At 64.4% G+C, this 18,499-nt stretch carries 17 protein-coding genes and 1 other RNA gene; 10 read left to right on the top strand and 8 right to left on the bottom strand.

Features of this window, described 5'->3' with window-relative positions; all coding sequences use genetic code 11:
* Positions 1-3 precede the first annotated feature (3 nt).
* Entirely contained in the window at positions 4-1,560 is a 1,557-nt protein-coding gene (locus JJ896_04905) for a hypothetical protein (protein MBO6778972.1), read from the bottom strand.
* 114 nt (positions 1,561-1,674) lie between these two features.
* Between JJ896_04905 and JJ896_04900 the strand changes: the two genes are divergently transcribed.
* The 6 genes from JJ896_04900 (at position 1,675) to JJ896_04875 (ending at position 6,599) form a co-directional block, all read left to right on the top strand.
* The gene (locus JJ896_04900) at positions 1,675-2,742 is read left to right on the top strand and encodes a glycosyltransferase (GenBank protein MBO6778971.1); all 1,068 of its coding nucleotides are present in this window, start codon (positions 1,675-1,677) and stop codon (positions 2,740-2,742) included.
* Positions 2,733-3,824 carry a glycosyltransferase gene (locus tag JJ896_04895; GenBank protein ID MBO6778970.1) on the top strand — a complete coding sequence of 364 codons (1,092 nt, stop codon included), beginning with the start codon at positions 2,733-2,735 and terminating at the stop codon, positions 3,822-3,824. Before JJ896_04900 ends, JJ896_04895 begins: the two co-directional genes overlap by 10 nt.
* Positions 3,825-3,884: 60 nt before the next feature.
* Positions 3,885-3,984: signal recognition particle sRNA small type (ffs, locus tag JJ896_04890), an RNA gene on the top strand.
* 74 nt (positions 3,985-4,058) lie between these two features.
* Positions 4,059-5,288: a geranylgeranyl reductase family protein gene (locus JJ896_04885; protein MBO6778969.1), complete on the top strand. Its 1,230-nt coding sequence runs from the start codon at positions 4,059-4,061 to the stop codon at positions 5,286-5,288.
* Between the two features lie 26 nt (positions 5,289-5,314).
* On the top strand, positions 5,315-5,626 hold the full coding sequence (gene yajC, locus JJ896_04880; GenBank protein MBO6778968.1) for a preprotein translocase subunit YajC: 312 nt from the start codon (positions 5,315-5,317) through the stop codon (positions 5,624-5,626).
* 1 nt (position 5,627) lies between these two features.
* Positions 5,628-6,599 carry a flippase-like domain-containing protein gene (locus JJ896_04875; GenBank protein MBO6778967.1) on the top strand — a complete coding sequence of 324 codons (972 nt, stop codon included), beginning with the start codon at positions 5,628-5,630 and terminating at the stop codon, positions 6,597-6,599.
* Between the two features lie 4 nt (positions 6,600-6,603).
* Here JJ896_04875 and JJ896_04870 read toward each other — a convergent pair whose 3' ends face one another.
* Positions 6,604-7,563: an aldo/keto reductase gene (locus JJ896_04870; GenBank protein MBO6778966.1), complete on the bottom strand. Its 960-nt coding sequence runs from the start codon at positions 7,561-7,563 to the stop codon at positions 6,604-6,606.
* A 74-nt stretch (positions 7,564-7,637) separates the two neighbouring features.
* Between JJ896_04870 and JJ896_04865 the strand changes: the two genes are divergently transcribed.
* A complete protein-coding gene (locus JJ896_04865) occupies positions 7,638-8,906 on the top strand; it encodes a bifunctional 3,4-dihydroxy-2-butanone-4-phosphate synthase/GTP cyclohydrolase II (protein MBO6778965.1) in 1,269 nt (422 codons plus the stop codon).
* Positions 8,907-8,947: 41 nt separating this feature from the next.
* On the opposite strand, the gene JJ896_04860 is transcribed toward JJ896_04865, so the two are convergent.
* The 3 genes from JJ896_04860 to JJ896_04850 are packed head-to-tail and all read right to left on the bottom strand — an operon-like array spanning position 8,948 to position 12,554.
* The gene (locus JJ896_04860) at positions 8,948-10,189 is read right to left on the bottom strand and encodes a dephospho-CoA kinase (GenBank protein MBO6778964.1); all 1,242 of its coding nucleotides are present in this window, start codon (positions 10,187-10,189) and stop codon (positions 8,948-8,950) included.
* Positions 10,177-12,213: a hypothetical protein gene (locus JJ896_04855; GenBank protein MBO6778963.1), complete on the bottom strand. Its 2,037-nt coding sequence runs from the start codon at positions 12,211-12,213 to the stop codon at positions 10,177-10,179. The genes JJ896_04860 and JJ896_04855 overlap by 13 nt, the downstream gene beginning before the upstream one ends.
* Complete coding sequence (locus JJ896_04850) at positions 12,210-12,554, bottom strand: histidine triad nucleotide-binding protein (protein ID MBO6778962.1); 345 nt, start codon at positions 12,552-12,554, stop codon at positions 12,210-12,212. Before JJ896_04850 ends, JJ896_04855 begins: the two co-directional genes overlap by 4 nt.
* A gap of 158 nt (positions 12,555-12,712) precedes the next feature.
* Here JJ896_04850 and JJ896_04845 point away from each other — a divergent pair, with 158 nt between their 5' ends.
* Genes JJ896_04845 through JJ896_04835 form a run of 3 tightly spaced genes read left to right on the top strand, consistent with a single transcriptional unit; the run spans position 12,713 to position 14,434 of the window.
* Positions 12,713-13,126, top strand: a complete 414-nt coding sequence (locus tag JJ896_04845; protein MBO6778961.1) for a 6-carboxytetrahydropterin synthase — start codon at positions 12,713-12,715, stop codon at positions 13,124-13,126.
* Positions 13,104-13,739, top strand: a complete 636-nt coding sequence (gene folE / locus JJ896_04840; GenBank protein ID MBO6778960.1) for a GTP cyclohydrolase I FolE — start codon at positions 13,104-13,106, stop codon at positions 13,737-13,739. The genes JJ896_04845 and folE overlap by 23 nt, the downstream gene beginning before the upstream one ends.
* Positions 13,739-14,434 carry an SDR family oxidoreductase gene (locus JJ896_04835; protein MBO6778959.1) on the top strand — a complete coding sequence of 232 codons (696 nt, stop codon included), beginning with the start codon at positions 13,739-13,741 and terminating at the stop codon, positions 14,432-14,434. The genes folE and JJ896_04835 overlap by 1 nt, the downstream gene beginning before the upstream one ends.
* Positions 14,435-14,473: 39 nt before the next feature.
* Here the strand turns inward: JJ896_04835 and JJ896_04830 are convergent, their stop codons facing one another.
* From JJ896_04830 to JJ896_04820, 3 genes are read right to left on the bottom strand one after another with little or no spacing between them, the layout of a single operon-like run.
* Positions 14,474-14,983, bottom strand: a complete 510-nt coding sequence (locus JJ896_04830) for a YqgE/AlgH family protein (GenBank protein MBO6778958.1) — start codon at positions 14,981-14,983, stop codon at positions 14,474-14,476.
* 41 nt (positions 14,984-15,024) lie between these two features.
* On the bottom strand, positions 15,025-15,444 hold the full coding sequence (locus tag JJ896_04825) for a hypothetical protein (protein MBO6778957.1): 420 nt from the start codon (positions 15,442-15,444) through the stop codon (positions 15,025-15,027).
* Between the two features lie 25 nt (positions 15,445-15,469).
* The gene (locus JJ896_04820) at positions 15,470-18,388 is read right to left on the bottom strand and encodes a T9SS type A sorting domain-containing protein (GenBank protein ID MBO6778956.1); all 2,919 of its coding nucleotides are present in this window, start codon (positions 18,386-18,388) and stop codon (positions 15,470-15,472) included.
* Positions 18,389-18,499: the final 111 nt, after the last annotated feature.

Here is an 18,499-nt window from a genome sequence, read left to right as displayed (position 1 = left end):
GCGCTAGGAGCCCGTACCCTCCAGGCGCCGCAGCGCGAATCGCGCGCGCTGCTCGTTGGTCCCCCGATAGTCGTACGACCCGGAGTAGTCCACGACCTGTTGGTAGAGCTCTCGGGCTTGCGCGAACCGGCCGGCATCTTCCATGATGCGACCCTGGTAGTACAACCCGTACGGCGCCCATTTGGCCTGGGGGTCACCCGGGCGGTGAACGGCCATCGCGTAGTGATCAAAGGCGGGGCCGTCCTGCCCGGATTCGTCCAGCGTGCGGCCGTATCGATAGGCCCATTCCGCCTGAAGCTCGTCCGATTCGAGCCTGCCTCGGAGCGTAGTCAGCACAGAATCGGCGATGCCGTACGCCCCACGATCGTGGGCCATGCGCGCGCGAAACAGGTCGCGCTCCGTCTCGAGCATGGGTGCCGCAAGTCGGCGGCGAGCCTCGCGGGCTGACGCCTCGTCCGAATCAAAATCACGCGTGGCGGCCACTTGCCGATACGCCATCTCGGCGCGTTGCCTCCGTCCGTCCATCTCCAGCGCAACGCCCTGACGCAACGCCGCCACGGCCATGAACGCCGTGCCGTCATGGCGGGCCCGATAAGCGGCATATCGGCGCGCCGCTTCCTCCCAGCGTTCGTTGCGCAGCGCCGCTTCGGCCCGGAAATATTCCAGATAGTCGAGGTCGATCTGACCCGGTCGGGGTTGCTCGACTTCGTTCAGAACCCGCTCGGCCTGTGCCACGCGGCGACTGCGCATGAGCGCGTCGATGACCACAAGGGCGATGAGCGGGCTGCCCTCATATTCGGCGCGCAGCTGCTCCAGAGCGACTACGCCATCGATCCGGCTCGGCAACTCGAATGAGTCGAGAATGGCCATGTACAGCAGCGATTCCTCGCGGCCCCAGGCTGATTCCTCCACGGCGCTCACCAACTGGTCCAGGCCGGCCTCTATTTCGGTCTCGAAACCAAAGATGGCCAGAAAGCGCCGATACCTCCGGGGCAGGGTGCCCAGAGTGGCATGCACGATGCCCAGGGATTTGTCTGCCTCCCTGAATCCCGAATAGTCCTCACGCAGCTCGCTCAGCGAACGATAGGCGCTGACGCCTGCCATGGCCGCCCGCACATACCCGCCCTGTTTGGCCCATGCCATGGAGCGCTGGAAGTCCGATTCGCCCGAAAGAAACTGGCGGCCCAGCCCTCTGGGGGCGTCGGCGAGTCCGTCCCGCAGCGAGTCGGAGCGTGAAAAGAAGGCCTCGTAGTCCTCGGGGCGATCGTAGAGCAACACCCTCACGAGCGACACCGTGGCCAGGTGGTGCAATGCCGCCGGCAGTCCGTCGGGACGCCGCATGAGCGTGCGGAAGGTGCTTTCGGCCCCCTCCAGGTAGCCCGCCAGGAGCTGGTGGCGGCCCTGTTGGAGGAGTTCCAGCGACTGTGGCGCCGTCAACAGCATGGCTGCCGCAGCGGAGGAGTCGTCCGGCGCCGCGTGACGACCGGCCCACTCCGCCTGCTGCACATCGTGCCCACCGGCTGCCTGCCCATCGCCCGGATGCATGGCCGTCAGCAGCACAATCCAAAGTGCCGCGCCTCTGAACCAACAATCCTTGCCGATCCCCAACTCTTGCGCTCCTTTTTGCTCAAATTCTGACCGCCTTAACCGCCGCGCGCAAAAGCGTTCCGCGACCTGCTCTACGTCACGGTCATCATCTGTTCTGTCTACGGGTTTGCCATCGGGGCGACCCTGCTCGGGCTCCGACGCTCCGGTGCGGCTGTTGCGACCCTCCCGAACTCCCGGCCTGATGCCGTTGTCATCGTCGCCGCCCACAATGAGGCGTCCTGCATCGGGGCGTGTGTGCGTGCGTTGCTCGAGCAGGATGTCGCGGACCTTCCGGTGGTTGTGGTCGACGATGGTTCTTCCGATGGGTCGGTCGCCGAGGCCCACAGGGCTGCCAACGGGGATCCGCGGCTGCGCGTGCTCTCCGTATCCCGACGCGGAAAGAAACGCGCTGTCATGGCCGGTATCGAGGCCACGACCGCGGGCCGCCTGCTGTTCACCGATGCCGACTGCGTTCCACCCCCCGGGTGGGCCGGGGCCATGCTGGGCGCGCTGGAGCAGGCCGACTTCGTGGCGGGGTACGCGCCGCTGGTGCCCAGAACCACGCTTCTGGGCAAGGTCGCGGCCCTCGAAGCAGCCGCGAACGCCGTCACGGCAGAGGCGATGGTTGGCCTGGGCAATCCCCTCATGTGCTCGGCGCGCAGCATGGGCTACAGTCGCCGTGCGTACGAGGAGGCGGGTGGTCTTGAGCCTCATCTGCATGAACCCAGCGGCGACGACACGCTCATGATGCAGGCGGTGCATCGGAGCGGCGGACGAGTACGATACGTGCCGCAGCCGGCCGTCCCCGGACGCGGTCCGTCGACCCTGGCCGAATGGACGCGTCAGAAGCGTCGCCACCTGTCCACCTGGAGACGGTTCTCGATACCTGCGACTGTTGCAGGCCTCGTGGTGCGCAGCATGGATGTTCTCGTGGTGTTGGGCGTTCCGGCGGCACTGCTGGGACTGGTCGGAGCAGCCCCGCTTTGGGCGTTTGGGTTCAAGGTGGTGGTCGACGGCGCCGGTTTGACCTGGGGGCTGGGACGCCTGGGCGAACGGTCGCTGCTCACCGCGCTGCCGCTCCTTGAGCTGGTGCACTCTCCGCTTGTCCTCGTTTCCGCGGTGCGCGGTGCATTCGGAGTTCCGCCGTGGAAGTAGTGCTCGGACTTGCGTTCGTGGTCTATGCAGCCGGCCTGCTGCGCATATTTGTGGGCCTGGGCCGTCTCAGACCTGGAATGAGCGATGAGCGTCCGGCCGCAACCGTGCTGGTCGCCGCCAGAAACGAGGAAAAAAACATTGTGGCGTGCCTGAATGCGCTGCAGGAGCAGGACTACCCGGCACCGTTCGAAGTCCTGGTGCTGAACGACAGCTCCACGGACCGTACCGCCGAGCGCGTCGCAGAATTCTCCAGCCGCGATCCGCGCATCCGGCTGCTCAACGTGCCGCCGGCTGTGGACGACACCGCGCCCAAGAAACACGCGCTCCTGTGCGGTCTGCAGGCCTCCAACGGGGAACTGGTGTTCGTGACGGACGCCGACTGCGTGGTGCGTCCCCGCTGGATGTCGCATCTCGCCTCCCACTTCGAGCCCGGGGTGGGACTGGTCACCGGGGCGGTTTTCTTCCCGACCGAGCGCAGCCTCATCGCGCGCATGCGGTCCCTGGATTTTGCGGCCTATACATTCTGCGCTGCCGGAGCCATGGCGTCGGGGTGGCCACTCATTGCCACCGCAATGAACCTGGCCTATCGGCGGGAGGCCTTCGAAGAAGCCGGCGGATTTGGGCGAGATGCCCACATCCGGTCGGGCGATGACGACCTGCTGCTCCACACAATCGTGCGCGAGACCGACTGGCGTGCGGCGTTCGCGCCGGAAGAATGGGTGCTTACGAAGCCCGAGCGCAGCGTCGGCGGCTTCCTGAACCAGCGCATGCGGTGGGCCTCCAAGGCATTTCGATACCCGCCCGGCATGACCGCTTTTCTGGTAGCCGCTTTTGTGCTGTACGGAACCCTGCTCGCCGGGCTGCCGATGTGGCTCTTCGGGGCTTGGCCGGGCGTAGCCATCCCCGCGGCCGCCGCCGGAAAAGTGCTGGTCGATGCACTCGTCATATGGCGGGGAGCCCGCGTTTTTCACAAACGGGAGTTGCTGGGCGCCTTTCTCCCTGCTGAGCTGGTCCACCTGCCGTACATCCTGCTCGCGAGTGTGGGCGGGGCGATGGGGCTTTTCCGCTGGAAGGGACGATGACGCATGACATGCGCATGAAGCCGGAACCGGGGTGGCGGGGGCTCGTTGGGGGCGGCCAAGGGGCAAGTCCCGTACGGCCAGCTCCCTCTGAACTCCGTCAGGGCCGGAAGGCAGCAGCGGTAGGAGGTCGTAGCGGCGCGATACGGATCGCTTGCCCCTTATTATTTTGCGCGCCCGTGAGCAGCTCCCACCACCATCCTTCGCTGCTCTCCAAGCATCAAGTCGCAGTATTTCATGGTTGAATCGTTCGATGCCATCGTAGTGGGCGCAGGCCCAGGCGGTGCCACCGTCTCCGCCCTGCTTGCCCGAAAAGGGCAGCGCGTCCTGGTCCTCGACAAGAGTGAGTTCCCAAGGGACAAGATTTGCGGCGACGGGATTTCCGGAAAGAGCATGGACGCCATCCGGGAGCTCGGCCTTGAAGACCAGCTGCGCACTCGGGAAAGCCTTGGAAGCTGGGGTGTAACGTTCAGCGGCCCATACGGCGACCAGGTGTCGATCCCATTCGGAAAACAACTCGCCGGCAAGATCGCGCCGGGCTTTGTCTGCGCACGGGAGGTGTTCGATCAGGTGCTGTTCGACGCCGCCCTGGATGCCGGCGCCGAGATCCGCCTCCGAACCAGCGTCACCGGACTCCTACGGGACGGCGACCGAGTGACCGGCGTACGGTATCGCACCGAAGACAAGCAGGTCGGCGAGATCCATGCGCCGGTCGTCATCGGCGCTGACGGTGCCTATTCCATCGTAGCCCGGGAGCTCGGCATGGACCAGCTCGACGAGAAGCACTACGTGGCAGCCGTGAGAGCCTATTTCGACAACGTAGACGGCTTCACCGACGGCTACTTCATCGAGCTTCATTTTGTCGATGAGGTCATCCCCGGTTACTTCTGGATCTTTCCGATGGCCGAGGGCCGGGCGAACGTCGGCGTGGGCATGCTGAGCGCCGAGATCAAGAAGCGCGATGTCAAGCTGAAGCCCCTGCTCGACCAGATGATCGCGCATCCGCGCTTCCGGGAGCGGTTTCGGAATGCGACGCAGCTGACGCCTACAAAGGGCTGGGGCCTTCCTGTCGGCTCGAAACCGCGCACCATGGCGGGAGATGGGTGGATGCTGATCGGAGACGCGGCGAGTCTGATCGACCCGTTTACCGGTGAGGGCATCGGCAATGCCATGGTCTCCGGAATGAAGGCAGCCGAGTGGCTGGAACGCGCAGCCGCAAAAGGAGACTACTCGGCGCGTTTCCTGGGAGGCTACGAACAGGAAGTGCTGGGAATTCTGCGAAACGAGTTCCGCCTGAGCCACATGATGCAGAAGCTTGGCCGCTGGAAGTGGCTGCTGAACACGGTGATCGCCAAGGCGTCCCGCTCTGGCGAGCTCGCTGACGCCATCAGCTGCATGTTCGACGACCTGTCCGAGCGCAAAAAACTGCTAACCCCCGGCTTCTACTGGCGGGTCCTGACCGCCTGAAGCGGTTCCCCTAATCCCCAAGAGACGTGACGCTACTCACCGTTCTGGCATTCGCCGCTCCCCAGGCCCAGCAAGGCAACCCTTTTGCCATGCTGTTGCCGATGATCCTCATTTTCCTGGTGATCTACTTCCTGATGCTGCGCCCGCAGAAGAAAAAGGAAGAGAAGCGCCAGGCGATGATCTCCGCCGTCAAGAAGGGCGACAAGGTCGTTACCATCGGCGGCATCCACGGCTCCGTCACCCAGGTCGACGAAACCAGTCTGCTCCTGCAGGTGGACGCGAACGTGAAACTGCGCGTCGAAAAGAGCGCCATCTCCAACGTCGCAGGCAAGGAGTGACATGACTGCGGAGCCGCGCCGGCCCCGGTGGCTGGGCGGACTGCTGCGACTTTTCGAGTCACCCGTCACCCGTTTGGTGGCGGTGACGACGCTGCTGGTCCTGATTGTGCGTGCGGTCGATTCCGCCGCGATGCGCGATGCTGCTCAATCTGCGAGCTGGGACCTGGTTGTGCCGGCGTTTCTGCTGATGCCTGTTCAGGTCTGCTGGGGGGCCGCACTCTGGCGCCGACTGGCCCGAGCCGTTGACCCGCAGGCTCGCTTCCTGGAGAGTCTCCGGGCGCTGCTTGGCTCGCTGGCGGTGTCCATCTGGACGCCGGCCCGTGCAGGCGACTTTGCCGCCAGACCCACGCTCATGCCACGGGGGAGTCGGCGCACCCTGGCGGTCGCCGTTGCTGCAGAGAATGTGCTTCGGCTACCGGTGCCACTGGTAATTGCCGCTCCGGCGGCGATGGTCGTTGGATTTACTGCGTACGGACTGTTCGCCGGCGCTGCCATCGCCGTGGCTCTACTGGCGGTCGGTCTGATCTGGGCACCAGGCGCCGCTACGCGCATTGCCGGCCGTTTTGGCGCCGAGCGTCACGTCGAGTTTCTGCACGGGCTGTCGGGCGGCGAGCGCCTCCGGCTCATTGGCGGGCACGGTGCTCGCTATCTGCTGCTGGTGGCCCAGTTCATGCTGGTAGCCTTGGCCATGTCGGGTCCAGCCGAGGTGGGTCTCCTGCCCATGGCCGCCGCCTGCACGGTGGTTTTGGCCGCCAAGCTCATGGCGCCCCTCCTGAACTTCGCCGAGCTGGGCATTCGGGAGGGCGCCTCGGTTGTCGCCTTCGGTGCGGTCGGCCTTTCTGTCGAGCAGGCCTTGCAGGCCTCCCTGTTGCTCTATGGCATGAACGTGCTGGTGCCGGCCGCCGTGGGGGCCTTCTACTGGTTACGCAGCTCCCGTCGCGACGGCCAGGACCCTCCGGCGGCCAACGCCTGACGCTTCAGTCCAGCTCCGAGAGCAGCATCTCGATCTCAGACACGGCAGTCGCGTCGAGTACGACCTCCGCCGCCGGTGCTGTGCGCTCGATCTGGTCCGAGGTCCTTGCGCCCACGATGGCCGCGGTTACCACATCGTCGCGCAGCGTCCAGGCCACGGCCAGCTGAGCCAGCGTGCATCCCAGCCGGTCGGCGATGGGCCTGAGCCCCCCGACCAGGTCCAGATTGCGGGAGAAGCGCGGCTCCTGGAAGTGGCGGTTCTTTCGCCGCCAGTCATCGTCAGGCAACCCGGCCAATCGTTCCTGACTGAACGCTCCGGTGAGCAACCCCGCCTGCATGGGACTGTACGGCACGACGCCGATCCCCTGCTCGCGGCAAAATGTATTCAGCTCCCCCTCAAAGCCACGCTCGAGCATTGAATAGGGTGGTTGAAGCGACGCAATGGGGTGAATGGACTGCAGCCTGCGCATCTGCGCGACACTGAAATTGGAGACCCCGATGTGGCGCACCTTGCCCTGCTCCTTGAGCATGGCCATCGCCTCCCAGGCCGCCTCAATGTCCTCTTCCGGATTCGGCCAGTGAATCTGGTACAGATCGATCACATCGACTGCAAGGCGGCGCAGGCTGTCCTCGGCCTCCTGCAGCACCGACTCCCGGGTCAGCCGACCGTACACCTTCAGCGTGGAGGGGTCGTCCCATACCAGCCCGCATTTGGTGGCGATGTACACCTCATCCCGACGCAAGGCGACGGCACGCCCCACGACTTCCTCCGAGTGGCCCAGCCCATAGCAGGGAGCGGTGTCCAACCAGTTGATTCCCAGATCCAGCGCGCGATGGATGGTTCGGATGCTGGTCTCATCGTCCTGAGGGCCCCAGCCCCAGTCCCAAGGGCCGCCGATGGCCCAGGTGCCCAGGCCGACGGTAGTCAGTTCGAGGTCGGTTTTGCCGAGTCTTCGGGTCTTCATGGTGTGCGTAGGTTGCGGCCGGGTGAACCTGACTGATGCCGCTCGGTTCAAGCGCGCCGAGCAAAACCCGACCCATGCCCAAAGAAGCTCCTTCAGACGTTCAGTTCGACTCCATCGAGTCCGCCCTCGAGGATATCCGCAACGGCCGCCTGGTGGTTGTGGTTGATGACGAGGATCGCGAGAACGAGGGCGATTTTGTCGGCGCAGCCGAACTGGTCACCCCGGAGCAGGTCAACTTCATGGCCACCCATGGGAGAGGCCTCATTTGCGTGCCTGTCACGAGGGAGCGCTCCGTGGCGCTGGGCCTGGACATGATGGTCGATGCCAACTCGGCCCTGTACGACACCGCGTTCACGGTTTCGGTGGACTACGCGATTGGCACGACGACGGGCATCTCCGCGCAGGACCGGGCGAAGACCATTCGGGCATTGGCCGACCAGAGCGCGAAACCGGCCGATTTCGGGCGCCCGGGCCATGTCTTCCCGCTTCGGGCGCAGCCCGGAGGCGTGCTCCGCCGCGCGGGTCATACGGAGGCTGCCGTAGACCTGGCCCGACTTGCAGGCCTCCAGCCTGCCGGCGTGCTCGTCGAGATCATGAATGAGGACGGGTCCATGGCCCGCGTGCCCGATCTGGTTGGCGTGGCCCGCCGGTTCGGCATGAAGCTCATTACCATCAAGGACCTCATCGCCTACCGCATGCAGACAGAGGTGCTGGTACGGCGTCTCGTCGAAGTCGACATGCCCACGAGATTTGGGGACTTCCGTTTGATCGCGTTTGAGGAGCGGCTGTCCGGCGATAACCACCTTGCCCTGGTCAAGGGGACCTGGGAAGAAGACACTCCGGTCCTGGTGCGGGTACACTCACAGTGCGTCACCGGAGACATCTTCGGGTCAAAGCGCTGCGACTGTGGAGACCAGCTAGCCCGCGCTCTCATGCAGGTGGATCGGGAGGGTCGTGGAGCGGTCCTCTACATGAAACAGGAAGGCCGCGGCATCGGACTCATCAACAAGCTGCGGGCTTACAAGCTGCAGGAAGAGGGCATGGACACCGTGGAAGCCAACGAGGCGCTCGGCTTCCGCATGGACCACCGCGACTACGGCGTGGGCTGCCAGATACTCCGCGACCTCGGCATCCGAAATCTCCGGCTGATGACGAACAATCCTCAGAAACGGGTCGCGCTGTCCGGCTACGGGCTGGAGATCGTAGAGCGCGTCCCGATTGAAATCGCGCCCAATGAAGTCAACGCCCGCTATCTGGAAACCAAGCGGGACCGCATGGGCCACATGATTCTGGGCGATGAGGTTGCCGGCCACGACGAGGACGTGCTGCGACATATCCTCTGAGCCCGAGAGAGGCACCGAGCACATCGCCCGGATGCCGGGTCCTACCGCACGTTGAAGTTTTCCGGGTACTTGCCCTCGACGCCGCGATAGCGCTCCTGAATGAGCGCCATGTCCGACTCGAGATCGCCGCTGGGGAAGAAAACGGTTTCGATGCGCAGTTCGCGGCGGGCGAAGTCGATCATGCCGAGTACAATGGGAACTTCGGCCGACACGGCGATGCGATAAAAGCCGGTCTTCCAGCGCTCTGTGAGCTTGCGCGTCCCTTCGGGAGATAGTCCGACAATCATGCGATCAGCCGTTCGGATCGCCGCCGCCGCCTGTTCCACGATACCCCCCGGCTCGTTGCGATCTACCGGCACACCTCCCATCCATCGCATGAACCGGCGAAACGGCCAGCGGAAGATGGTGTGCTTTCCAATCCAGTTGACCCGCAGTCCCAGCGCGAACAACAGGGCCATTCCAAGCACGAAATCCCAGTTCGTGGTGTGTGGGGCCCCGATCAGCACAAACTTGCGATGCGGTGGGAAATTGCCGGCAAAACGAAAGCCCAGCATACCCAGTACGAGCCGGCCGAAGGTGCGCATCAGACCGTTGCCCCAGCGCGGCAGCTCTGGATGAAGCTCCGGCCAGGCTTTGCCGTCGGTGCGCGGAGCAATGGGCTCGAATCGGGCTTCGGACGTCGTGTTCATACCGGTCAAAGTATCGAATACTCGACGCGCCTCGCGCTCCAGCTGCTCCAGAGTCCCGGAGTTTTCAATCACCAGATCCCCGGCGGCCCTGAAGGCAGCGTCGCTGCGTTGGTGCCGCATGCGGGCCCGTGCCTGTTCCTCAGTCATTCCGCGCGCGACGGCTCGCCGCAGTCGCTGCTCCAGCGGGGCATCGACCACCACTACGCGATCCAGATCGGCACGCGCAGGTCCCTCCGGCATGAGCGCCGACTCCCGCACCACCAAGCGCGCCCCCTGCGCGACAGCCTGCTCGACAAACAGTCGAAACGCGCTGAATACCCTGGGATGCACGAGGGCGTTCAGTTGGGCGAGTGCCTCATCGTCCTCGAATACGTTGGCAGCAATGTGGGCTCGATTCAGGGAACCGTCGGCCAGGTATGACTCGGGACCGAACAGATCTCGAATGGCGGCCCGGAGCACACCATCCTCGGTCATCAGTCGCTTGGCCACGGCATCCGAATCAAAGACGCGGGCGCCCCACCGCTTCCAGAGCGCGCACACTGTGGATTTGCCACTGCCGATGCCTCCGGTGATCCCGACGATTACAGGGTCCATTGCATCGAAAGGGCAAGGTTCGGAATGATGGTTCGTTCGCCCAGGCGGGCGGCCTCACGAATGGCGGCAGCCGAGGCTTCCGGCAGGTCGCCGTACAGGTCCCGGGTAATGCGCTGCACGGTATACCAGCCCTCAAACCTGAGCATGCCGCTTCGAAGGGGCCAGGTGAGCGCACAGGTCGGGCCAATCTGGGCGATGCGCTTTCTGCCGGGCCGGGAGATGGTCGTTGTCAGCGGCATCCCGGCGTTGTCAACCACCGGCGATCCGTCTTCTTCAAGTCGCGGGTACCGCACCGTGGACGAGCGATCGTAGTCCGTGCGGATGAACACTCTGAGACCGATTTCGGCCGTGACTCGGGAGCCGGACTGGAGACGCACCCACCCGCCATAGGTTTTGAGGGTATCGAACGGGATCTCGGCAAAGGTGTCGTTCAGGAACCTGCCCAAACGCAGATCGCTGAACCGCGCCTCGGCCAGCAGACGCAGATCCGGCGCCAGCGCATGTTCGATCTCGAGATCCTGTCGCAGTTCGCGAGCCGCCTGATCTCCCGGCCGTCGGCCCGGAAGCACAAAGTCGTCGATGGTGTAGGTGGCCCTGACCTCGGACCCCAGCGAGATTCTTGTCCCGTCCCGCGGACGCCATCGCACAGCCGGCCGCAGCCGCAGTCCCTGCTGCACGTTGTTTTCGGCAGATCGGGCCGACTTCAAATAGACGGTGTGGTAGTGGGAGCCGAACAGCTGTACGTCTGCTTCCAGCGTACGGGAGGGACGATACAGGAGCGCCAGCCGACCGTTGAAAAAGATCTCGTCCCGGTCGTCAGGGTTGATGATGGGCGTGTCGTGACGAATGGCATTCGCCGACACATCACCGGCCAGCATGGTTCGACCCTTGAGCGGCATACGAAATGCCGTCTGCACCGTCATGAATCCGCGATCGTAGTCCGCCTGGCGGAGCAGGTCCCGCTTCTGGGCAGCCTGGGTCGGCGGTAGGTCTCCCTCGTTCGCCAGCACGCGACGCTCGATCTCGGCGCCTCCCTGCAGGGCGATCCTGAACATGGTCGATCCCTGTTCGAAGGTCACTCCCGCGTCGGCATCGACCGTGCGACGCCTGAAGTCGGAGTCAAAAAAGAGCGCGCCCTCGGGCGACCGCAGGGTACGCACGCGCCGATTGTTCGCATCGAAGCGAACGCCTCCGTTCAGCCTCCACGCCCGGCCGACCGGTGCGCGCAGGCTCAGCCCGGCGCCCAGCGTGTCGCTCCGCGTAGACTCCACCGATTCGGAGACGCGCTCGGAGTCATCCCGGTTCAGAAAGGATGCTGCCTGATACGCATCGCGACGCGCCATGCCGCCTTGCGCCTCCATGCGAAGCGTGGTTCGCTCGAAAGAGCGCTCGGCAGACGCCAGCATTCGGGCCGCGGTGGAAGCACGCGGGCTGAGGCGCTCATGCAGACCGAAACCCTGCAACTCCACGGTATATCCGCCCTGCTCCTGCCTTGGAACGAAGAGCTCCAGGCCCACTCCGGGACCTGCGTCGCTGCGCAGCGGCGCTCCCTCTTGCGCACTGCCTCGCACTCCGGGGCGCCGATCCATGGCCACCCCGACCAGAGGGGTGATCGTCAAGGCGGGTAAACCCAGGGAGACCCCCCCATACACGGACTGAGTCAGCACGCGACTGAGGCTGAACCAGTCCGACCGAACACGTGCCACCGCTGCAGAGCGTGCTCCGACCGGGCGACTCGCCTGCACACGCAACGAGTTTACGTCCCGAAAACTGAGTCGATCATTGAACAATAGAAACGCGTCCGATCGGTAACGATTGACTGCGCCTACTGACCAGTCGCCAAATGAGTGGTTTGCGGTCAGGGCTCCCTGCCAGCGATACCGGTTCACGGCCCGCTCAAAACCGGCGTCATACGTGACCTGCCGCGCCTGCACCGGGGGTGCCAGCAGCAGGCTGCATACAGCAAACCAGAAGCTTCCACAGAGACCGGAACACCGGGCTCCCTCCCGCCCGGTCAGTGTCATCCGGGAGGCCAGCCTAGACGGCGTCCACCCAGCAGATGCAGGTGGATGTGAAAGACCGTCTGGCCTGCCTGCTCGCCGCAGTTGAACACCGTGCGATAGCCGCCCGCGAGACCCTCCTGAGCGGCGATGGCCTTCGCCGCCAGAAAAAGGCGCCCCACCGTCTCGGCATCCTCAGGCTCCAGATCATCCAGCGTTGGGATCGGCTTTCGCGGCACGACCAGGATGTGCACCGGCGCCTGCGGATTGATGTCCCGGAATGCAAAACAGGCATCATCCTCATAGACGATGTCTCCGGGGATGTCCCCGCACTCAATGCGTTGGAACAGGGTCTTTTCTGCCATGGCTCTCAAGTGGGTGCTCATCAATATAGCAGGTCCGTCGTCTCCCCTCGCCTCTCAACCTGCGCCAGTCCCGCACGACGTGCGCGCGCAACACTTGTCAGAACAAATGTTATACGGTGGTGTCACAGGATCGCCTTCTAACCCACCACAGACCTCCCATGGCGCTTGTCCGCGTCACACGTCGCGCTCATTTCAATGCGGCGCATCGGTTGCACAACCCTGCCAAGTCCCAGGAATGGAATGAGGCTACGTTCGGCAAGTGTAACAGCCCGAACTGGCACGGACACAACTATGAGCTGGAAGTCACGGTAATTGGCGAGCCGCATCCCGACACGGGATACGTCATCGACCTGGCGGACCTCAAGCGCATCATGAATGAGCGTGTGGTCGACATCGTAGACCACTCCAACCTGAATCTGGACGTACCCTTCCTGCAGGGAGTCATGCCATCCACCGAGAACTTTGCCATAGCAATCTGGAATCGACTGGTGGACGTGCTGCCTTCCGGCAGGCTTGAATCTGTACGTCTCTTCGAGACGCCCCGTAATTATGTTGAGTACCGAGGTGAATAGCCCATCCGATCTGACCGTGCCGGCCTACCGTAACGAACATATTTATGACCCCCAGGTCACGGATCAGCTTTCCGGCCACGTAGATCAGATTCTGGAGCTGATTGGCGAAGATCCGCAGCGCGAGGGGCTGGTCAAGACTCCGGAGCGAGTGGCCAAGGCCTATCAGTTCCTGACCCAGGGCTATGCCCAGGATCCGGATGCCATTCTTCAGAAGGCCGTTTTCCATGAGGACTACAGCGAGATGATCCTCGTGAAGGACATCGAGCTGTTCTCGCTGTGTGAGCACCACATGCTCCCGTTTTTTGGAAAGGCGCATGTGGCATATATCCCGAACGGGCGCATCGTCGGACTCAGCAAACTGCCGCGTGTAGTCGATGTGTTCGCGCGCAGGCTGCAGGTGCAGGAACGGCTGACCATCCAGGTCAGGGACGCAGTGGATAGGGTACTTCAGCCGGCCGGAGTGGCGGTGGTCATCGAGGCCTCGCACATGTGCATGGCCATGCGAGGCGTTCAGAAGCAGCATTCGACGACTACGACCAGTGCCATGTCGGGCGAATTCCTCAACTCGACCGATACGCGTGCCGAGTTCATGCGTCTGATCAACGGACGCTGATGGCCACGTGGGTCATCACCGGTGCGAGTCAGGGGATTGGTGCCGCTATTTCCCGGGCGGCGGCACCCGGCAACACCATAGCCCTCGTGGCGCGGAATCAGGAGAATCTTGAGGCCGTGGCCCGCGAAGTTGGCGACGCGGGCGGCAGCGCTGGCGTGTTCGCCTGCGACGTCACGGACGACGATGCGGTCCGGAAGACGGCCTCACGTATTGTGACGGAGTTTGGCGTTCCGGATGTGCTGGTGAACAATGCCGGCTCCTTTGTGCCGGGCTCCCTAATGGACACTGAGCCGGGCGTGTTTCGTCGGCAACTCGAGGTCAACGTGACGTCTGCGTTCCTGGTAACCCGCGCGTTCCTGCCGGGCATGCAGGACCGCGGCAGCGGGCATGTGCTCTTCATGGCCTCTGTCGCCTCCACCAGGGGTTATCCGGGCGGGCTGGCATACTGCGCCGCCAAGCATGGCCTGCTGGGTCTGGCACGGGGCGTGCGCGAAGAGACGCGCTCGACCGGCGTGCGCGTCACCACATTGCTCCCGGGCGCCACGCTCACCCCTTCATGGCATGGGGTGGACATTCCCGAGGACCGATTCATGCCCGCTGAAGACATCGCCGCCGCCGTAGTGGGGGCCGTTGCGCTCTCGGGTCGCACCGTGGTCGAAGAAATCCTGCTGCGCCCGCAGGAGGGCGACCTCTAGTCAGGTCGCGGCACCAGGTGTGCCGCGAGCCGGGAGCAGCTAATTGGTGCGTGGATCGTCCGGATAATTGGCCATCAGGGCCCAGTCTCCGCCAAGACTGAGCATCACTTCTCGCCAGAGACTGTCCGGACCCACCTCGAACGCCCAGTCGGCGCGCATCGTGGCCACCGCCCACGAGCCCTCTTCTATCTCCTCTTCCAGCTGGCCTTCACCCCAGCCGGAGTAGCCCAGAAATAGCCGGGCAGGGCCCTGTCCGTCGTTGCTCACGACTTCCTTGAAGACCTCGAAGTCGCCGCCCCACCACAGCCCGTTCGCGACCTCGATGGCGTCGTCGATGTGCTCGCCCAGCCCGTGCAGGTAGTGCAGCGTGTTTGGCTGAACCGGACCCCCGATCCGCACCGGTTCGCCCACAGGATCCAGCTCGTCCATGATCTGGTCCGGGGTCACATCCGTCTCCCGGTTCAGGACCAGACCAAACGTGCCCTCCTCATTGTGGTCACAGACCAGCACCACCGAGCGATAGAAATTCGGATCTCGCAGGATGGGCACGGCAGCGAGCACTACTCCCGGCCTGATTGTTCCGGATCCGCTCAACCTTCCCGCACCAGCGCCCGATACGCCCCGACCCACCAGTCTGAATCGCGCGTCATGGCGGTGACCCGCACGGAGGAAAAGTGGGGCACCAGTCCAATCAGAAACTGCGGTATCTCATTCCAGGCATCGCCTCGGATGAGCCGTTCCAGTTCGTCCGCGCTCGTGCGTGACCAACGCCACTTTTCGCGAAGTCCCTCCGCTTTCTTCCAGTAGTTCTTCTCATCCCAGGAGCCGGCACTTTCGTCAATCGTGGCGTAAATCCCGCGCAAGTTGAACGCCAGGAATGCCACCATATCGCGCCCCTCGGCGTCGAAGATCGGGCGTTCGGCCAGCAGGCGGAGCACCTCCGCGCAGGATCGCTGGTGGGCCCGCCGTTTCTTGGCGGGCGTCATTCCGGTGTCTATGATGCGGCCCATCGGTTCGGAAAGTACGGCCCGCCGCCTATCGGCTCACTACGATCCGCCGGGTTTCCGCACGTTCTCCAGCTCGTAGCCGGACCATGTACACGCCGCTGGCGAGGTCCGTGCCGTCGATGCGGATTTCTTCCTCGCGGCCGGCCGACACGAACCCCCGAAACACCCGCGAAACCCGCCGGCCAAGCATGTCAAACAGGTCCACCTGAAGGTTCTCGCTGCGCGGCAGTCGCACGCGCAGTGCCGCTCGACCGTTCGTCGGATTGGGCCATGCCGCCGAAACCGTCATCGTCTCGGGGATCTCCGGCTCCGGCTGCACGGGCACGGTCATCGCGTCCAGCCGATACAACTCCTCTCCGTGCTCGCCGTCATTGGCCCGGAAATACAGCGATCCCCCGACAGACACCAACTCCTCAGGCTCGCTGCCTCGCTCCCCCGCACGAATCTCGGTCAGCGCGAACGTGCCGACGGCCGTACCGTCGGAGGTCCACAGTTCCCGCCCGGCCGCGCCATCGTCCGCCGTGAAGAAGAGACGTCCCGATGCGGCCGCAAAGTCTGCGGGATTGCCGCTGCCGGCCGGGTCAATATCCACGATCATGCGGGTGCCGCCCGCGGTGCCGTCTGAAGCCCACAGCTCCCTCCCGCTTAGGATCGTCTCTGCCGCAAAGAACAGGGTGCCCTCCACGGCGGTGATCCAGGGGACCTGGCTGCTGCTTCCCAGCGTCAGGGTGGCGATGGGACCTGTGCCGGCCTCCGTGCCGTCCGATACCCAGAGCTCGTTCGGCCCGATGGTGGGGCGGGCCTGGAATACCACGCGGTCCCCAAACGGCGTCAGCCACGACATGTCGGTGCCGGCCGGACCCTGGGTTGCATCCACTACCATGCGACTGCTGGAAGCACTGCCCCCGGAGACCCAAAGCTCCCTGCCGTTGGCACCGTCGCTTGCCACGAAGAACAGCGAGTCCCCAACCGCTGTGAGCCAGAACGGATCTGAGCCCAGATTGCCTTCTCTGAGATCGAGAACCTGTCGGGTGCCCTCGGGCGTGCCGTCGGTCCGCCAGAGCTCGGCCCCGGACGCACCGTCGTCGGCCGCGAAATACAGCGTATCCGCCACCACCGTGAGGGCATAGGCGTCGGAGCCCGGAATGCCCGGCCGAAGATCGCCCAGCGCACGGGTTCCGGCCTCGGTTCCATCACTGACCCACAGCTCACGGCCTTGCACGCCGTCATCCGCCACAAAGAGCAGGAGATCGCCGAAGGCCGTGAGCCAGAAGGGTTCGGAAGCCTGCGACCCCGGCCAGATGTCCCTCAACAATCGTGTTCCCTCGGGCGTGCCGTCCGTCACCCAGAGTTCTTCACTGGCCAGGCTGTCCCGCGCCGTGAAGTATACCAGGTCGCCCGCCGTCGTCAGATTCTGCGGCTCCGAGCCGGAGCCCCCCGTTCTAATGTCTGCCAGTCGCTGAGGTGGTCCTGTTCCCTCGACATCAAGCACCCATGGCTCCCTGCCCGACAGGCCATCGTCCGCCGTGAAAACCAGGCGATTCCCCAGCACGGTAAAGTCCTGGGGCGACGCACTGAAGGAACCCGTGCGAATATCGCGCACAAGGCGTGTACCCCCGGATGTACCGTCGGAGATCCAGAGTTCGCCACCATGCAGTGCGTCGTTGGCCCGGAACAGCAGGTTGCCCGCGAACACGATCAGCTCGTCCGGAGACGCGTCCGCCTCCCCCGGGTTGATGTCCCGCACCACCCGCGTGCCGCCGGGGGAGCCATCCGTGACCCACAGCTCACGTCCCAGGTCCGGGCCAAAGGCCTGGAAAAACACCATCCCTTCGACGGCCGCCAGCTGAAAAACTCCCGCACCGCCCTCGGGATTGATGTCCTGAACCATGGAAGCGGACCCATCCGGCGGCAACATCCAGACCTCGCGGCCATGCGTCGAGTCGTCTGCCGTAAAGAAGAGGGTGCCCTCGGCATCGACCAACTGCCGCGGAAACGAGCCGCCATTGTCAAATATGTCTGCGGCCACCATGGCGGTGTCCCCATCGCTGACCCACAACTCCTGGCCGATCACATTGTCATTGGCTGCGAAGTACAGCCGATCACCCACCATCGTCAGCCAGGACGGATCCGAGCCCAACTCGCCAGGGCGCACGTCCGCGATCAGGCGAGTGGTGTCCGGGTCGGAGCGCCAGAGTTCGCGCGCCAGGTCGGCGTGCTCTGCGGCAAAGAACAAGGTGTCTCCCCACACCACCAGGTTGTCGGGCTCCGAGCCCGAGAGCCCGGGATAGATGTCGGCCGCAAGCGAGGTGCCGGCCTCCGTTCCGTCCGTCTTCCACAGTTCGAAGCCGGAAATCCCGTCGCTGGCCCGGAAAAACAGCGTGTCGCGGGCGACCGTGAGCTTTGCCGGAATGGATCCCACTCTTCCAGGCCGGAGATCCGTGACGGTGTGCGTGCCGGCCTGTGTACCGTCCGACCGCCACAGCTCCAGTCCCTGAGCCCCGTCGTTTGCGGAGAAATACAGGGTGTCCCGCAGGCTGACAAGCTCGGTGATCTGAGCGTCGGAGGACCCTGTCGCGATGTCGCGTACCAGGGTGGTCCCCGACTCTGTGCCGTCGCTCACCCAGAGTTCGGCGCCGTGCACGCCGTCATCGGCCACAAAAAAGGCCCGGCTGCCGACTGCGGTGATCAGGCGCGGGTCGGAAGAGAACGCACCGGGGCGAATGTCTCTCACCAGCCGGGTTCCAGCCTCGGTGCCGTCGGTGACCCAGAGCTCGCGCCCGCCCGCGTCAGGGCTGTCGGCGGCGAAGTACGTCTGGTTGCCCACCACAGCCAAACCCGACGGTACGGCGCTCAGGCCCTGGCGATTTATGTCGAACACCAGCTCCTGGCCGCTCAGGGGTCCTGCTCCAAGCAGGACCAGAAGTGCTATACTGATCGCACGCATGCCGCTTGCCACTGGAGTCCGGATGGTAGGCTGGACTACTCCATGCACAATACGGTGAGTTGGCGAACGGGGCCACGCCCGGCGTCACCTGATCGCACCACCCGGCCATCG

The sequence above is a fragment of the Rhodothermales bacterium genome, from assembly GCA_017643395.1.
Lineage (GTDB): Bacteria > Bacteroidota > Rhodothermia > Rhodothermales > UBA10348 > JABDJZ01.
The sequence above is the reverse complement of the archived record's forward strand: the minus strand, read 5'-3'. Positions and strand labels throughout refer to the sequence as shown.

What these genes read in the sequence shown, in the direction of transcription:
- JJ896_04885 (MBO6778969.1), top strand. Translation starts at nt 4,059, where the DNA reads ATGGTTGAATCGTTCGATGCCATCGTAGTGGGCGCAGGCCCAGGCGGT.
- JJ896_04875 (MBO6778967.1), top strand. Translation starts at nt 5,628, where the DNA reads ATGACTGCGGAGCCGCGCCGGCCCCGGTGGCTGGGCGGACTGCTGCGA.
- JJ896_04870 (MBO6778966.1), bottom strand. Translation starts at nt 7,563, where the DNA reads ATGAAGACCCGAAGACTCGGCAAAACCGACCTCGAACTGACTACCGTC.
- JJ896_04865 (MBO6778965.1), top strand. Translation starts at nt 7,638, where the DNA reads ATGCCCAAAGAAGCTCCTTCAGACGTTCAGTTCGACTCCATCGAGTCC.
- JJ896_04860 (MBO6778964.1), bottom strand. Translation starts at nt 10,189, where the DNA reads ATGGACCCTGTAATCGTCGGGATCACCGGAGGCATCGGCAGTGGCAAA.
- JJ896_04855 (MBO6778963.1), bottom strand. Translation starts at nt 12,213, where the DNA reads ATGACACTGACCGGGCGGGAGGGAGCCCGGTGTTCCGGTCTCTGTGGA.
- JJ896_04850 (MBO6778962.1), bottom strand. Translation starts at nt 12,554, where the DNA reads ATGGCAGAAAAGACCCTGTTCCAACGCATTGAGTGCGGGGACATCCCC.
- JJ896_04845 (MBO6778961.1), top strand. Translation starts at nt 12,713, where the DNA reads ATGGCGCTTGTCCGCGTCACACGTCGCGCTCATTTCAATGCGGCGCAT.
- folE (MBO6778960.1), top strand. Translation starts at nt 13,104, where the DNA reads ATGTTGAGTACCGAGGTGAATAGCCCATCCGATCTGACCGTGCCGGCC.
- JJ896_04835 (MBO6778959.1), top strand. Translation starts at nt 13,739, where the DNA reads ATGGCCACGTGGGTCATCACCGGTGCGAGTCAGGGGATTGGTGCCGCT.
- JJ896_04825 (MBO6778957.1), bottom strand. Translation starts at nt 15,444, where the DNA reads ATGGGCCGCATCATAGACACCGGAATGACGCCCGCCAAGAAACGGCGG.
- JJ896_04820 (MBO6778956.1), bottom strand. Translation starts at nt 18,388, where the DNA reads ATGCGTGCGATCAGTATAGCACTTCTGGTCCTGCTTGGAGCAGGACCC.